The sequence below is a fragment of the Pseudomonas sp. LD120 genome, assembly GCF_009861525.1.
Classification (GTDB): Bacteria; Pseudomonadota; Gammaproteobacteria; order Pseudomonadales; family Pseudomonadaceae; genus Aquipseudomonas.
In genome coordinates this window covers 1,528,836-1,543,439 of record NZ_WVHL01000005.1, presented here as the reverse complement: position 1 = coordinate 1,543,439, position 14,604 = coordinate 1,528,836, and the positions used below count along the sequence as shown (strand labels likewise).

Sequence of the window (14,604 nt, the reverse complement as noted above, 5' to 3'; positions counted from 1 at the left end):
CCTTAAGCGGCTTGGTCGAGGACTTCGGTCAACCACTGGTTGGTGACCTCGACCCGGAAGTTGGGGTTTTCGGCGGGCGGTACGTCGGTGAAGCGGATGTTCCAGTACACCTTGCCCTGCTCCAACTGGCTGGCGGTGTTGAGCTCGGTGTCGGCGTAGACCTCGAAATTGATGATCGCGCCCTGGTTCTTCAGATCACGCATGAACGCCTGCAGGCCCTCGGTCACATCCTTGACGTAGGTCGCGGTGATCGAGCGGTCCACGGCCCATTTGTGGCCGAAGAGGATGGCGTCCATGACGATGTCCATGGTCCGCACCCGGGTGACGAAGGCCCATTTCGGATCGCTGGACAGCGTGCGGTTGCCCCACAGGCGGAAGCCCGCATCACGAATGATGGTGGTGATGTTGGCGTTGTTCAGCAGGTTGGCGCGGCAGGTTTCATCGCCGTCGAGGAACTCGATCGGCCGCGTGGTACCGGTGATGCCGACGAACTCCTTGTTCGACGGCGAGGCCCAGAAGCCGTACTCGTTGTCGGTCCAGGCAAACAGACCGGCAACCCAGGCCGAGGCCGGCGCATCGAGGGTGGCATTGGCGCCGTTGTCCCAGTGCTGAACACCCGGGTCGACCATATAGGCGCGCTTGGCGCCGAAGTTCTTGGCGTAGGCCATGGCCGCTTCGTCAGTGGTATTGGGACCATCGAGAATGGCCAGGCCACGCAGCTTGTCGGCCAGGGCCACCAGGGCGGTACCGACCGCCAGGGTCGAGCTGTGCTTGGGGGTAACCAGCAGACGTGGCTGGGCGTTGAAACGGCTCTTGCCGTCCAGCAGCGCCTGCAGACCGGTACGCTTACCGTCGGCCAGCACCCCGCCGATGATCGCCGAAGTCTGCTCGGCCGCGTCGGTCATCTTGGCCACGCCACAGGCGACGATCACCGCCTTGGCCCGCTGGTAGATGGCCTGGCAGGCCTTGGTGATGGCCGCATCCGGGCCCCAGGCCGCAATGGCCTCGCGCTCGCTGGTGATCAGCAGCAGGTCGTTGACCTTGGCGGTGACGCCTGGGCCTTCGGTGAAAGTGTCCACCAGGCCGATGATCGAAGACGACGGCAGCGAAATCGTGCGCGAGCCGGTGTCGACGTTGGTAACGGTAACGCCGTGGAAAAAACCACTCATGGATAAACTCCAGACATGAAAAAGCCCCCGGTGAAGGGGGCTTGTAGGGATGATTGATTAGTGGGAGCGGGAAACAAAACGCCCCGTCGGTGCGGGGCGTTTATTGGGTTTGCTCGGCGATCCAGGAGGGGGCTACCGGGCGGTGCTCGGCTTGTGGGAAGTCCGGGGATTGGGGCCAGTCGCGTAGCGATTGCATGTACACAAGCAGCTCGTTGTACTGATTGTCCGAAAGGGCTGTAGGAACTTTGATTTCAAGCTGATCTCGATGGCGGTCGCGCAACCATGTAACGGCCGCCAACTCGGCAGCTCGCCAGATTCGTTCATCCTCACCCTGGTTGAACGGTTCTACTATAGCGTGGAGCGCATCAGGCAGCGGCAACGTGACAGCTGGTGCCGGCCGCATACCTTCGATGACTTTTGCCAATACCACCGAGTCGATATCGGGGTTAGTCAAGATTTCTTGGGGAATGTAGTGGTTTAACGTCACATTTCCCCAGTCGACAAGCATGGTGCCGGCAGTAGCCGACACAGAGAGAACTTTAAATCCATTCACAAGATATTCCCCTTTACTCGATCAGGGCTATCGCCCCCTTCAAAGATCAAGTTGTTGCCATTTTTCTCAATCGAATAGCCGCCAGCACCAGGTGCATTGGTCGACGCGACACCAGGGCTACCAGGAGCGCCGCCTGCGCCACCGCTCCATCCGGCTGTATACCAGCCCCCAGCGCCACCAGCATCCAAACTGCCTGCCGCTGGGTAGCCATAGCCGTAAGTAGAAACTTGATACATCCCGCCGCCTGCGCCGCCAGGACGTCCAGCGCCGCCACCACCGCCGGTATGCAGTACGTTGGGCCAGTAGGCATCCCCGCCGCCACCTCCGCCACCGAAAATGTAGCCATTGCGGTTATCGAGCGTTGCAGGGAAATCAAGAACAACAGCTGTGGCGCCTGGCAAGGGCCGAGCGGGATAAGCCCCCGCGCCACCCGCACCACGGATGTAGTGTTCATTGACGATTTTTAGCGTGGAGCCTGGTGGAAAGACTCCCGTTCTCAATGAAAACCCCGTACCACCGCCGTAAATCATTGCCCGGTTGATAAAGAGATAACGTCGCGCTTTGGTCGGCTTGCCCATGAGGTCAAAAATGCTCGCACCTGCTCGTTCTACTGTGTTGATAAAGACAACGGTTCGACGCCAGACCGTGCGCCACCCACTTTCGGTTTTGATGAACAGCTCTGCCCCTTCTCGCCAGCCATCTGCAAGCTTTACATAAGGCATAACACCGGGTCGGTAACCTCCATCCAGCTTTACGTGGAAGTTCATTATGGTTCCTCGTATTGCAGCCAAAGCGTACCAACCGACCCGTCAGTTGGTTTAGGGGCATTTGGAGAGTAGATAAAACGGTTGGCCGGCAATGCATCGGTGATGCCGTATCCCGCAAGGGTGGTCGCCTTGTCTGCTTTGTGTGTCGGGTCAAAATTGGCGGCGTCCCATAGCAAGTTGCCAAAGACGGTTGCGGACTTGTTGGCAAGGCTCAGAAGAAGCGGCGTTATTGTTTCCCCGCCATAATTTGCAAAAATCCTCACATTGTCATTCAGAAGATCCATGCGGGCTTCGCTGCTGGGCGTCACCCATCCAAACTCCGGAGAGTCGCTACCTTCACTCGACAGTAATATTGAGCCCTGCAACCGTCCACCCGTTATGGGAAGGAGCTTGCTGACTGCGCTAGTCAGTTCTGCCTTTGTTGCCCCATCTGCAATCCCATAACCAGACAGAGTTGTGGGGTTGATACCACTAACAACTATGCCTCGTTTATCGATCGTGACTTGTCGATAAGTACCAGCCACCTTATCCGCCGGAAGTGCAGCAGACAGGGTGTCGTCCACATACTGGCGGGTAGCAAGCACCACCGCCGGATCAATCTTCAACACGATCTGCGCGGTATTGGCGACGATGAAGTTCATGCGGATGACTTGGGTCTTGCCGGTGCCCTGGGCCAGCAGGGGCTTGAAGCTCGGGGCGCAGTTGGCCACCGCCACCAGGTCGTCGTCTGCGTCGAACAGGCCGATCTCGCGGATCCAGCGACCGCCAACATCAGGCGGGATCACTTGTTCGGTGATGATGATGTTGGGGTTGGCCGGGTCGGTGCGCACTTGGTTGACCGGAGCACGGCGCCATTCGCTGATCAGCTTGGTCTGAGCCCGGTTCGGGATGGGGTCGGTGCCGTTGGCATCGCCGACCGCCATTTCCTTGAAGGTCCAGGGCGTGCCTAGGGCCGTGGCGTTGGCCTGTTTCGCCTCGCCCACTGCCGTGAGGATGGCGAAGAACTGACTGTTGGAATCAATCATGAGTACACATCCAGGGTGTCTGTTTCATCAATACACATGACCTGGCCATAACGGCCGGTCACTTCAATATCGCGGGGTGTCGGGGGATAAACGTCGAGCACTTCGCCTTGATCCACGTAGGCGCTGTAGCCAATGACACCGGAGCTTTCCAGGCTGATGGCAAGCCCGGTCATGTGCCGGCTGACAGGCCTGGCGTCGTCGATGAGCCGGGTCAGCTCCTGGTACGTCTGTTCGCTGATGCCGGTGTCCAGCACCCCAACCTTCAAGGCAAAGGTGGCCGGTTCGCCTTCAGGGACCGTCTGCCACCATTCGACCACTTCGATCAGGTAGCCCAGGGGTTCAACCACCCGGCGCAGCGCACCGATGGTGCCTTTGCGAGCGTGGATGAAGTACGAGGCACGAATGGCGTTGCGCTTGACCGTCTCGCTCCAGCCCGGGTCCCAGCGATCCACCGACCAGGCCCAGGCCAGTTGCGGTAGCAAATGCACCGGGCAGGTGGACGGGTTGTACAGGGTGCGCAGCATGATGGCGGTATCGCCTGCGCTGGCCGCCTCAAGGGCGCGCTCCAGCAGCGTGCTATTGATCGGCAATAGGCTGCTCATCTCAGCTCCCCAGCGTGACGCTGTAACCAGTGCAATACGCCGCTTGAGCCTTGGTTGGGGTGATGTCTTGCCAACCCGCCAGATCGACCCGAGCCACGCCGGCCACATGCAACTGCGCATCAATGGCCGAACGGGCCACCTCGATGCCCAGGCGCCGGCGTGGGTTGACCCAGGCAGCCAGCTTGCGCTCGGCTTCTGCCAGGGCAGCATCACCTTCCGGGCCGGAGCCCTTCATGTGCAGCACCGCGTCGATGCGATACGGCAAGACCTGGGCACTCTGGACCGTGACCCGGTCGCCGAGCGGTCGCACGTCTTCATCATTGAGGGCTGCGGCAACGGTCGCCAGCAAGTCCGGACTGGCCGCGCCATTGCCTTCCAGGCTCAGCACCGTGACCGTCACCCGGGCCGGTGCCGGGCTTTCGGCCTCGGCGTCTGCTACCAGCGCGGAAGCATTGCGGGCATGCAGGATGTAGCTGTTGCGCGGCCCGGCCGTGGTCAGGCCTTCGTAAGCCAACTGGACACGCTCGCGCAGAGCGTCGTCAGCTTCCTTGACCTCCTCCACCGGCGGCACCGCCTGCGGGTCACCGGGCTGGATCACCAGGCGCTGCAGTTTGACGTTGGCCGCCAGGTGATCCAGGTCCGTACCCTGGGCGTGGGCCAGCAGCAACGCCTTGGCGGCGTCGTTGACCCGGGCTCGCAGCAGCATGTCAGCGTAAGCCGAGACCTCCAGCAGTTTGTTCACCGGGTCGCTTTCCAGGTTGGCCGTCCAGTTCTCGCCCATATGCCGACGAAAGGTGTCCAGTTTGCCCTGGTACAAGGCCTCGAAATCCAGGGCTTCAAGCACCTGGGGTGCCGGCAGCGCCGACAGGTCCAACGTACTCATGCCGTCACCTCCAAAACTGCGCTATCGCCCAGGTACTGGCCGGTCAGTTGAAAGCTGATCTGACCCTCCATCACCGCGACGACTCGTACCCGCTCCAGTTTCAAGCGTGGCTCCCAACGCAACAGCGCCCGGGCCACTTCAGCCTGCACCGCGCTTTTCCAGCCGCCGGTTACCGGCAAGTCGACGTAACGGCGCAGGTTGCTGCCGTACTCCGGGCGCATCCGCCGGCTGCCCAGGGGTGTGGTCAGGATGTCCTCGATGGACTGCCGCACATGCTCGATGCCGGACAGCGACAGGCCGGTACGGCGATCCATTCCGATCATCGCCTTACTCCTGTACTTGCAGATCCGGGTGGCTGGCGAGGTAGTCCAGGGCAACGCGGTCGCCGGCCTTGACCGACACCCGCCCCTGGAGCACCAGTAACTGGCGGCCATCCGGCAGGATCAAATTGCGCGAGGTGTAAAGGCTGTCGCGAAACACCACAGCGCCGGCGCCCGCTGGGCGTCCGGGGGTTTTCTTGAGGGTGGGCATTGGATTCTCCGGGTACAAAAAAACCGCTCGGGGCGGGTTGATGGATGTTCGGTGATAGGTGAGCGCCGAGTCGTGAGGACCAAGACCCGCATGGATCACTGCGGCGTTGCAGTTGAACCGGGACCCGGCATCACACCCAGATGGGTGTGGGTCGAACCGACGTTGACCCCGTTATGTTTCAGGCTCCCACCGTTGATGTGCACGTCGCCATTCAAGGTGATCGCTCCGCTCAGGGTGATGCTGTCGGCCTTGCCGGTCAGGGCGCTGTCGGTCACCACCGCCGAGCTGCCGCCGACCTGAATGGTCACCGTGCCGCTGGGCAGGCTGATGCTGTAACTCTTGGCTTGCCAGTCATAGACCAGCGAGCCGCCATCCTCGAAACGCCAGACCTCGACGTGGTCACGGTTGTCCGGCTGGGGACCGGCGTTGCCATACAGCCCGGGAACGAAAGTACCCTGGGCCGGCTCGCCGCTGGGGCTGATCAGCACGCCCTGCTCCCCCAGGCTCGGCGCCCGCCAGTGCCGGGCCTTGCCGGCGGCCTGGCTGTGCCAGCGCAACCAGGCGCTGGTCCAGCCGGCGCCATCGGAAACCCGTACCAGGCCGGCAGCCAGATCCACGCCGACCACGCTGCAAGGCAGGATCAGGCCGGCAATCATGCGGTCGTGGCTTGCAGACACGTAACTCACGCCATGTGCTCCGGCGACTGGTAGCCGCCCTCATGACCGGGGCCAGTGTCGGGACTGAAACCCAATACCAGCGTACCCGGTGGTTGATTCGGCCAGGACCATTGCTCCTGGCCCAAGTAGATAAGCTGCTGCCACTGCACGATCCACTCGGCCCGGTAAACCGACTCTGCAGCCGTACCAACAGGCTTAGCCCACACCGCCGTCGCGCCTTCGACAAAGTCCAGATCCCACTGCTGACCACGCAGCAGCTCGATTAACTGAGCCGCCAGAATGGCCGTCTGCAAAGGTGCCTGTGCAAGCTCGGGGTCAACCCGTACCCGGGCCTCCAAAGTGGCCCGCATGCAGCAGCGACCGTCACCTGGATCGGCTGCCTGGTCCAGGCCGGTGACGGCAAAGTAGAGCGCCGGCTCAGTGACGCCTTCAAACGCCTTGGGGAATGCCTCAACCGTATGCAGATGGGGCATCGCCAGCTTGATCGTGGACGTGATGGCGTCTTTTAGCTGGGTCAGTTCGTTCATTGTCTAGTTCCAGAAAAGGTCGAGGCGGCCCAGCCGCTGGGGCCGATGGACCTTGTTGAAGGCCGGCACTGATCAGGAATCAGCGCTGATCCGGGTTAGAGTCCCGCGAAGGCGGCTCACACACCCCGATACGCTTGGCCGCCCAACGCTCATAGAGCCCGATGGCGACGTCGGCACCAGCCATGGCGGTCAGGCAGCCAAAGGCGCAGGCGGTCCAGATCGAAACGCCGGCGGCATACAGCAGCATGATGGCCGAGACCCCGCAGACCACACAGGCCCCGGAGCGCAGCGCCAGGCGCCGTAGCAGCGACCAGCCACGAGCGCCCTCCTTGTCGGCGCGCCACATTTCGCCGGAAACGCCACCGACCAGCGCCAGGACGATGACCAGCCAGATCGGCATGTCCAGCAACGCTTGTTGCTCGTTTGTCATTCACGTCTCCCGTGCGGATTGAGGCCAGCGAAATGGCCAGTTGGTAGAAGGTTGATAACGGTGGTTCAAAGGGTCCCTGTCTGTTGGTGGCCCACGTTAGGCAGGCATTCCAAAAAGCCCGGTCGCCCGGGCTTTTCAGCAATGCAAACCTTGGTCTTTCGGCACGACTGGTGCGGTACGGACCCATTCAAATTGTTCCTCCGACCGCGACCCTGTCCGCCGGATAACTGCTTCTGGTGCTTTACGCTGCACACCCGGGTCAGTTGCCAACCCTCTGAACCGTCGAGGCCGGTTCATCGCTGCCTTTGCTTTGCCACTAAAGAGCATCGTTGCCGCCGTTGTTGAACGGCTTGAGACGGATAATATGCATTAATGCATGATCAGTCAATGCGCAAATGCATTTATTTATGCGAAAAATTTGCGCTCGTGCATGCAGACCGCATAAATGCGGGGCGGGGGATTTTTCGAGGGCGAAAAAAAACCCGCTCAGTGGCGGGTTTGGTCTGACAGCGAGGACTTAGCGGGCGTACATACCCCACCAGAAGACGTGACCGAGGATACTGATCTGCTCCTCCTGGATCTCCTGGAAGGTGTAGTCCTCATCCGGATGTTCATCGCGGTTGAAGCTGCGCAAGCGAATCCCGGTGGGCAAGCGATACAGCTGCTTCACTCGCAACTGGCCATTGTGGTTGATCGCGTACAGATCGCCATCGACGATATCGCCAATGGCACACTTGCCGGCATTGACCCCCACCGTGGCACCATCGCGCAACACCGGTAACATGCTGTTGCCCCGCACCGTGACGCATTTGGCTTGATCGAACTGCACGCCGTTGTGCCGCAGGCTGCGCTTGCCGAACCGCAGGCTCGCGCGCTCGCTTTCCTCGATGACGAATCTTCCTGATCCAGCAGCCAATTCAACCTCACGCAGAAAGGGAACCGACACCTCGTCGTCATCGACAGGAGTATCGTCGTCCCACAGGCTTATATCCTTGAGTTCCGAATGAATCTCGTCACGGGGCGCAGCAGCCCGAGCAGGCGCGATGTCCACGCGCCCACGCAATTGGTCGGTGCTCACCTGGAAGTATTCGGCAATCCGCGAGATGTGTTTATCCGAGGGATCGACGATCTTCCCGCTGAGAATCCGCGAGAGGGTTGATTGAGGCACACCGGTACGACGGTGAAGCTCCGTGGGGGAGATTCCGTCGCGATCCAGCAGCTCTCTTAAGACGGTAGAAACATTGCGTATTTGCATAAAGCGCATACTGCTCGATCTTTTCGCCAATGACAAATGCTGTTTTGCATGTTTTATGCATTTCTTGAATAAAACGTGCTTGCACCTGGGTGCCTGCGAGCCCTGGGCGCCCGTGGTAACCTTGCCGCCATCTGCAAAAAGCCGAACGCAGCCGTTCTATACAGCTGGCAAGCGCTCCTTTGTGTTACCCATTCAACGAATCCGCCTAAATACCCCAATGAGTAAAAATACTTCCGATCTGTCCTCCCACACGCCGATGATGCAGCAGTACTGGCGCCTCAAGAACCAGCACCCTGATCAGTTGATGTTCTACCGCATGGGCGACTTCTACGAGATCTTCTATGAAGACGCGAAGAAGGCCGCCAAGCTGCTGGACATCACCCTGACGGCGCGCGGACAGTCGGCGGGCCAGGCGATTCCCATGTGCGGTATTCCCTACCACGCCGCCGAGGGTTACCTGGCCAAACTGGTCAAGCTCGGCGAGTCGGTGGTGATCTGTGAGCAGGTGGGCGACCCCGCCACCAGCAAGGGCCCGGTGGAACGTCAGGTGGTGCGCATCATCACTCCGGGTACTGTTAGCGACGAGGCCTTGCTGGATGAGCGTCGCGACAACCTGATTGCGGCCGTGCTAGGCGATGAACGCCTGTTCGGCCTGGCGGTTCTGGACATCACCAGCGGCAACTTCAGCGTTCTGGAGATCAAGGGCTGGGAGAACCTGCTGGCCGAGCTGGAGCGGATCAACCCAGTGGAACTGCTGATCCCCGATGACTGGCCGCAAGGCCTGCCGGCGGAAAAGCGCCGGGGGGTTAGGCGTCGCGCCCCCTGGGACTTCGAGCGTGACTCGGCCCATAAGAGCCTGTGCCAACAATTTTCCACCCAGGACCTCAAGGGCTTTGGTTGCGAAACCCTGACCCTGGCCATCGGCGCCGCCGGTTGCCTGCTCAGCTACGCCAAGGAAACCCAGCGCACCGCCCTGCCTCACCTGCGTAGCCTGCGCCACGAACGTCTGGACGACACCGTGGTGCTGGACGGCGCCAGCCGCCGCAACCTGGAGCTGGACACCAACCTGGCCGGCGGGCGCGACAACACCCTGCAATCGGTGGTCGATCGCTGCCAGACCGCCATGGGCAGCCGCCTGCTGACCCGTTGGCTGAACCGCCCGCTGCGCGACCTCAAGGTCCTGCAGGCGCGCCAGTCCTCCATTACTTGTTTGCTGGACGGTTACCGCTTCGAACGGCTGCAACCGCAGTTGAAGGAAATCGGTGATATCGAGCGGATTCTCGCGCGAATCGGCTTGCGCAATGCCCGTCCGCGCGACCTGGCCCGTCTGCGCGATGCCCTGGCCGCCTTGCCGGAACTGCAACAGGCGATGACTGAACTGGACGCGGACCACCTCAAGCAGTTGGCGGTCACCACCAGCACCTACCCGGAACTGGCCGCGCTGCTGGCCAAAGCGATCATCGACAACCCGCCGGCGGTGATCCGCGACGGTGGCGTGCTCAAGACCGGCTACGACGCCGAGCTAGACGAACTGCAATCCTTGAGCGAGAACGCCGGGCAGTTCCTGATCGACCTGGAAGCCCGCGAGAAAGCCCGCACCGGCCTGGCCAACCTCAAGGTCGGCTACAACCGCATTCACGGCTACTTCATCGAACTGCCCAGCAAACAGGCCGAACAGGCACCTGCGGACTACATTCGCCGCCAGACCCTGAAGGGCGCCGAGCGCTTCATCACTCCAGAACTCAAGGAGTTTGAAGACAAGGCGCTGTCGGCCAAGAGCCGTGCCCTGGCCCGGGAAAAGATGCTCTACGATGCGCTGCTGGAAACCCTGATCAGCCATCTGCCGCCGCTGCAGGACACCGCCGGCGCCCTGGCGGAGCTCGATGTGCTGAGCAACCTGGCCGAGCGCGCGTTGAACCTGGACCTCAATTGCCCGCGCTTTGTCAGCGAGCCATGCATGCGCATCACCCAGGGTCGTCACCCGGTGGTGGAGCAAGTCTTGACCACGCCGTTTGTGGCCAATGACCTCAATCTGGACGACCACACGCGGATGCTGGTGATCACCGGTCCAAACATGGGCGGTAAATCCACTTATATGCGCCAGACCGCGCTGATCGTGCTGCTGGCCCATATCGGCAGCTTCGTCCCTGCAGCGAGCTGCGAGCTGTCCCTGGTTGACCGGATCTTCACCCGGATCGGCTCCAGCGACGATCTGGCGGGCGGGCGCTCGACCTTCATGGTGGAAATGAGTGAAACCGCAAATATCCTGCACAACGCCACTGAACGCAGCCTGGTGCTGATGGACGAAGTGGGCCGCGGCACCAGTACTTTCGATGGACTTTCCCTGGCCTGGGCTGCGGCAGAACGTCTCGCCCAACTGCGGGCCTACACCCTGTTCGCCACCCACTATTTTGAACTGACCGTGCTCCCGGAAAGCGAGCCGCTGGTAGCCAACGTGCACCTCAACGCCACGGAGCACAACGAGCGCATCGTCTTCCTCCACCATGTTTTGCCAGGCCCTGCCAGTCAGAGCTATGGCTTGGCGGTAGCCCAGCTGGCCGGGGTTCCCAGCGCTGTTATCGGGCGAGCCCGTGAACATTTGAGCCGCCTGGAAACCACCAGCCTGCCCCATGAAGCCCCGCGTCCGGCCGCGGGAAAAACCTCGGTTCCGCAGCAAAGCGACATGTTCGCCAGCCTGCCGCACCCTGTCCTCGATGAGCTGGCCAAACTGGATCTGGATGACCTGACACCACGCCGGGCATTGGAAATGCTCTATACATTGAAGACACGCATCTAACGCGAACGCCTTCAAGCTGTTAGAATCTCGCGCGGTTTGGGATGCTGTGGACTATTAGCCTGGTTCGCAGACTATCGCTCCCAAACCTGGCGACCCCGTCCTGTAGGGGCTCCGCTGCCGCCGCCTGAGGAGAGAATTAGAAATGACCTTCGTCGTCACCGACAACTGCATCAAGTGCAAGTACACCGACTGCGTAGAAGTCTGTCCGGTGGACTGCTTTTACGAAGGGCCGAACTTCCTGGTGATTCACCCGGATGAGTGCATTGACTGCGCACTATGCGAGCCTGAATGCCCGGCTGTAGCCATTTTCTCCGAGGATGAAGTCCCGGAAGAGATGCAAGAATTCATTCAGTTGAACGTAGAGCTGGCAGAAATCTGGCCGAACATCACCGAGAAGAAAGAATCGTTGCCGGATGCCGAAGAGTGGGATGGCGTCAAAGGCAAGATCAAAGACCTCGAACGCTGATGCCCCCGCGTTCCAATAAAAGGCCCCTTGCGGGCCTTTTTGCGTTTCTGGAATCAGGGATTGCGCCGGAACTTTTCGACAGGCAAAAAAAGGGGCGGTATGACCCGCCCACATTTTTCCCTAGTCCCTGTGTTCCTTTTCATCGTCCTGATGAATCGCTTCCTGCGATGTCCTGACCATCGTCCTTGATGGTTGTGTCTATCCGTCGACACAGGGTTGATATTAGAGAGTTCCCGGCTAAGAGCAATCGCACCTTTTACAGCAGTGCGCGTCTTAAGCAGGCAGCAAAAAAATAAAATATCCTTATAAATCAATAACATTAAAAATAACTTAACCCAATCTAGACAACTTGGACGTAGTAGATGCCCAAATGCCTACGGAAAAGTAATCTTTGGCTTACACGCCAGTCAAAAATAACTCCATTTGCTAGCGCAATAAGAGAAGCCAATAAAAAGGCTCTTCACGGATTACCGGGAAAGACGCTCTTGATCTTCATGAAAAAGAATTCGCTATCTCGGTAACCGTACGCCATCCGCTTAATGACGTTTATTCGATTGTTTATTCCTTCCAACTGCCCCGTGTGCATCGGCCAGCGAACCCGGCTCACGATGCCCCGCCAGTAATCCTTTAGCCGTTTGGCGAACTGGATCAGTGCTGGTATTTCGCTTTCATGCGCATGGCGCAGCCATTGCTTCCAGGCCGATCGCCAGCCCCAGGCAGTACTCGGGGTCCAGAGTGTTTTGAGTTCAGCCTTCATCAAATAGACCGTCATCAACGCTTGGTTGGCTGCCAGCAGATCCTCCAGGCGGACTTGTTGTTCCGGCGTTTTCAAGTTCTGCGCATTGCGCAGCAACAACCATCGCGCCTGCTTGATAACCTTGCGGGCAGGCTTGTCGTGACGCAATCGATTAGCCTCATCGACGCGGACCCGGTCAATCACCTCTCGGCCATATTTGGCCACCACATGGAAGAGGTCGTAGACCACTCGCGCGTTGGGACAGTGCTGACGAACCTCCAGGTCAAAAGCGGTGTTCATGTCCATCGCCACTGCTTCGATTCGAGCACAACCCTCTGGCCCCAGCTCTTCGAAGAAAGGCCTGACCGCTGCTCGGCTGCGACCTTCACCGATCCACAGCACTCGCCGTGTATCGGCATCCAGGACAACGCTGGCGTAACGATGACCTTTGAACAGAGCAAACTCGTCCATCACTAGACGTCGCGGTTGCGCCTTTGGCAAAACGCTCAACGCCGCTTGCAGGGCTCGACGCTCCAGCAACCGAACGGTGTCCCAGTGCAGCCCAAACAGTTGGGCCACGTGCAGCGTGGGAAGGCGCTCGCAGGCTTGAATGACCGCCTCGGCCAGACGCCGCGTCATGCGGGCATAGCGATCCAGCCAACTGACGGCCTCCATGCGTTTACCGCAGTCACGACAGCCAACACGTCTGAGCAACACGTTGAGGCGCACCGCACGGCCGAGAATCGGTAAATCGCGGACAACTCGCTCGCAATACTCATGGGTGGTTGAACAGGTTTTTTGGCAGCCGCTACAGGAAGGGAGTCGGGTGGCGTGGGGAATCAGGTCGATCTGAAGCGCATCGCCATCAGGCTTGATGGTGACGACAGAAAAGCCCTCCCAAAAAGGAAGGAAAGTATTAATATCGCGCATAAGAACGCCGGTTTTTTAGATGTGTTTGCTCGCACGAACATCATCAATCAAATCGGCGTTCTTGTTTCTATGTTTCCCGGGATTCCGTGAAGAACCAAAAAAAAGCCCCGAACGCGTCGGGGCTTGGGTGCATCAGAACGAGCGGCTACTGAAACAGTGACTCGCTGGATAATCCATTCTTTTCGAGGATCTCCCGCAGGCGCTTGAGCCCCTCAACCTGAATCTGCCGAACCCGTTCGCGGGTCAGGCCAATCTCCAGGCCAACATCTTCCAGGGTACTGCTCTCATGACCGCGCAGCCCGAAGCGACGTACCACCACCTCACGCTGCTTCTCGGTCAACTCGGAAAGCCACTGATCGATGCTCTGTGACAGATCGTCATCCTGCAGCAGTTCACAGGGGTCCGTTGGACGATCGTCGGTCAGGGTGTCAAGCAGGGTTTTATCAGAGTCAGGGCCCAGCGAGACATCCACCGAAGACACCCGCTCGTTCAGGCCGAGCATGCGTTTGACTTCGGCCACCGGCTTCTCCAGCAGGTTGGCGATTTCTTCGGGAGAGGGTTCATGATCGAGTTTTTGCGTTAACTCACGGGCGGCGCGTAAGTAGACGTTGAGTTCTTTGACGACATGAATCGGCAATCGAATGGTCCGGGTCTGATTCATGATTGCCCGCTCAATGGTCTGCCTGATCCACCACGTCGCATAGGTTGAGAAACGGAAACCGCGTTCCGGGTCGAATTTCTCTACTGCTCGAATCAGGCCGAGGTTGCCCTCTTCGATAAGGTCCAACAGCGATAACCCTCGATTGACATAGCGTCGAGCGATTTTCACCACCAGTCGCAAGTTGCTTTCAATCATGCGTTTTCGCCCCGCAGGGTCGCCACTTTGCGAAAGACGCGCAAAGTGCACTTCCTCTTCGGGAGAGAGCAATGGAGAAAAACCGATTTCATTGAGATACAACTGCGTCGCATCAAGTGCGCGCGTGTAATCAATGTATTTGTGTTGCTTGAGTGAAGCGGAGCTTTTGGATTTGGCGCGAACGGAAGGTGGAGTTGCCCCCTCATTATTCGACATCGAATCCATACCGATACTGCTCTCCATAAGGAGAACTTCATCGTCGATGTCAAACTCCGGCACTTCTTTACTGAGAGCCATTGTTATAGTCCTTTGGTGAGTTCGACCTCAGGCTCAAGCGGCGCCTCTATCCTTGGCAACGCTGGAGCCTGTTCCCTCTACGCGAGTGGAACAGGCTGGTAAC

At 59.5% G+C, this 14,604-nt stretch carries 16 protein-coding genes; 2 read left to right on the top strand and 14 right to left on the bottom strand.

What is annotated here, in order from left to right:
* Window positions 1–2: 2 nt before the first annotated feature.
* The 12 genes from PLD_RS21330 to PLD_RS21275 form a co-directional block, all read right to left on the bottom strand.
* Window positions 3–1,169: a phage tail sheath family protein gene (locus PLD_RS21330; protein ID WP_159896205.1), complete on the bottom strand. Its 1,167-nt coding sequence runs from the start codon at window positions 1,167–1,169 to the stop codon at window positions 3–5.
* Window positions 1,170–1,269: 100 nt separating this feature from the next.
* Window positions 1,270–1,722: a phage tail assembly chaperone gene (locus tag PLD_RS21325; RefSeq protein WP_256674709.1), complete on the bottom strand. Its 453-nt coding sequence runs from the start codon at window positions 1,720–1,722 to the stop codon at window positions 1,270–1,272.
* Window positions 1,719–2,489 (bottom strand): hypothetical protein, encoded by a 771-nt coding sequence (locus PLD_RS21320; RefSeq protein WP_159896203.1) that lies wholly within the window; start codon window positions 2,487–2,489, stop codon window positions 1,719–1,721. Before PLD_RS21320 ends, PLD_RS21325 begins: the two co-directional genes overlap by 4 nt.
* Entirely contained in the window at window positions 2,489–3,514 is a 1,026-nt protein-coding gene (locus tag PLD_RS21315; RefSeq protein WP_159896201.1) for a phage tail protein, read from the bottom strand. Before PLD_RS21315 ends, PLD_RS21320 begins: the two co-directional genes overlap by 1 nt.
* Window positions 3,511–4,116, bottom strand: coding sequence for a phage tail protein I (locus PLD_RS21310; RefSeq protein ID WP_159896199.1), 606 nt, complete (start codon window positions 4,114–4,116; stop codon window positions 3,511–3,513). The genes PLD_RS21315 and PLD_RS21310 overlap by 4 nt, the downstream gene beginning before the upstream one ends.
* A 1-nt stretch (window position 4,117) precedes the next feature.
* Complete coding sequence (locus PLD_RS21305) at window positions 4,118–4,999, bottom strand: baseplate J/gp47 family protein (RefSeq protein ID WP_159896197.1); 882 nt, start codon at window positions 4,997–4,999, stop codon at window positions 4,118–4,120.
* Window positions 4,996–5,322, bottom strand: a complete 327-nt coding sequence (locus tag PLD_RS21300) for a GPW/gp25 family protein (protein ID WP_159896195.1) — start codon at window positions 5,320–5,322, stop codon at window positions 4,996–4,998. Before PLD_RS21300 ends, PLD_RS21305 begins: the two co-directional genes overlap by 4 nt.
* Window positions 5,323–5,326: 4 nt before the next feature.
* Window positions 5,327–5,530: a hypothetical protein gene (locus PLD_RS21295; RefSeq protein ID WP_159896193.1), complete on the bottom strand. Its 204-nt coding sequence runs from the start codon at window positions 5,528–5,530 to the stop codon at window positions 5,327–5,329.
* 95 nt (window positions 5,531–5,625) lie between these two features.
* Window positions 5,626–6,216, bottom strand: a complete 591-nt coding sequence (locus PLD_RS21290) for a phage baseplate assembly protein V (RefSeq protein ID WP_159896191.1) — start codon at window positions 6,214–6,216, stop codon at window positions 5,626–5,628.
* A complete protein-coding gene (locus PLD_RS21285; protein WP_159896189.1) occupies window positions 6,213–6,734 on the bottom strand; it encodes a hypothetical protein in 522 nt (173 codons plus the stop codon). The genes PLD_RS21290 and PLD_RS21285 overlap by 4 nt, the downstream gene beginning before the upstream one ends.
* A gap of 79 nt (window positions 6,735–6,813) precedes the next feature.
* Entirely contained in the window at window positions 6,814–7,164 is a 351-nt protein-coding gene (locus tag PLD_RS21280) for a phage holin family protein (protein WP_016967167.1), read from the bottom strand.
* A 517-nt stretch (window positions 7,165–7,681) separates the two neighbouring features.
* Window positions 7,682–8,428 carry an XRE family transcriptional regulator gene (locus PLD_RS21275; protein WP_159896187.1) on the bottom strand — a complete coding sequence of 249 codons (747 nt, stop codon included), beginning with the start codon at window positions 8,426–8,428 and terminating at the stop codon, window positions 7,682–7,684.
* A gap of 208 nt (window positions 8,429–8,636) precedes the next feature.
* Between PLD_RS21275 and mutS the strand changes: the two genes are divergently transcribed.
* The gene (mutS, locus tag PLD_RS21270) at window positions 8,637–11,216 is read left to right on the top strand and encodes a DNA mismatch repair protein MutS (RefSeq protein WP_159896185.1); all 2,580 of its coding nucleotides are present in this window, start codon (window positions 8,637–8,639) and stop codon (window positions 11,214–11,216) included.
* A 142-nt stretch (window positions 11,217–11,358) separates the two neighbouring features.
* Window positions 11,359–11,682: a ferredoxin FdxA gene (fdxA, locus tag PLD_RS21265; RefSeq protein WP_007908827.1), complete on the top strand. Its 324-nt coding sequence runs from the start codon at window positions 11,359–11,361 to the stop codon at window positions 11,680–11,682.
* 460 nt (window positions 11,683–12,142) lie between these two features.
* Here the strand turns inward: fdxA and PLD_RS21260 are convergent, their stop codons facing one another.
* Both PLD_RS21260 and rpoS read right to left on the bottom strand, forming a co-directional pair.
* Window positions 12,143–13,348: an ISL3 family transposase gene (locus PLD_RS21260; protein WP_159896183.1), complete on the bottom strand. Its 1,206-nt coding sequence runs from the start codon at window positions 13,346–13,348 to the stop codon at window positions 12,143–12,145.
* A 145-nt stretch (window positions 13,349–13,493) separates the two neighbouring features.
* Window positions 13,494–14,501, bottom strand: a complete 1,008-nt coding sequence (gene rpoS, locus PLD_RS21255) for an RNA polymerase sigma factor RpoS (protein WP_159896181.1) — start codon at window positions 14,499–14,501, stop codon at window positions 13,494–13,496.
* Window positions 14,502–14,604 lie beyond the last annotated feature (103 nt).

Bases quoted from the DNA above. Each gene is read 5' to 3' on its own strand.
- PLD_RS21330 (WP_159896205.1), bottom strand. From the start codon at position 1,169: ATGAGTGGTTTTTTCCACGGCGTTACCGTTACCAACGTCGACACCGGC.
- PLD_RS21320 (WP_159896203.1), bottom strand. From the start codon at position 2,489: ATGAACTTCCACGTAAAGCTGGATGGAGGTTACCGACCCGGTGTTATG.
- PLD_RS21315 (WP_159896201.1), bottom strand. From the start codon at position 3,514: ATGATTGATTCCAACAGTCAGTTCTTCGCCATCCTCACGGCAGTGGGC.
- PLD_RS21310 (WP_159896199.1), bottom strand. From the start codon at position 4,116: ATGAGCAGCCTATTGCCGATCAATAGCACGCTGCTGGAGCGCGCCCTT.
- PLD_RS21305 (WP_159896197.1), bottom strand. From the start codon at position 4,999: ATGAGTACGTTGGACCTGTCGGCGCTGCCGGCACCCCAGGTGCTTGAA.
- PLD_RS21300 (WP_159896195.1), bottom strand. From the start codon at position 5,322: ATGATCGGAATGGATCGCCGTACCGGCCTGTCGCTGTCCGGCATCGAG.
- PLD_RS21295 (WP_159896193.1), bottom strand. From the start codon at position 5,530: ATGCCCACCCTCAAGAAAACCCCCGGACGCCCAGCGGGCGCCGGCGCT.
- PLD_RS21285 (WP_159896189.1), bottom strand. From the start codon at position 6,734: ATGAACGAACTGACCCAGCTAAAAGACGCCATCACGTCCACGATCAAG.
- PLD_RS21280 (WP_016967167.1), bottom strand. From the start codon at position 7,164: ATGACAAACGAGCAACAAGCGTTGCTGGACATGCCGATCTGGCTGGTC.
- PLD_RS21275 (WP_159896187.1), bottom strand. From the start codon at position 8,428: ATGCGCTTTATGCAAATACGCAATGTTTCTACCGTCTTAAGAGAGCTG.
- mutS (WP_159896185.1), top strand. From the start codon at position 8,637: ATGAGTAAAAATACTTCCGATCTGTCCTCCCACACGCCGATGATGCAG.
- fdxA (WP_007908827.1), top strand. From the start codon at position 11,359: ATGACCTTCGTCGTCACCGACAACTGCATCAAGTGCAAGTACACCGAC.
- PLD_RS21260 (WP_159896183.1), bottom strand. From the start codon at position 13,348: ATGCGCGATATTAATACTTTCCTTCCTTTTTGGGAGGGCTTTTCTGTC.
- rpoS (WP_159896181.1), bottom strand. From the start codon at position 14,501: ATGGCTCTCAGTAAAGAAGTGCCGGAGTTTGACATCGACGATGAAGTT.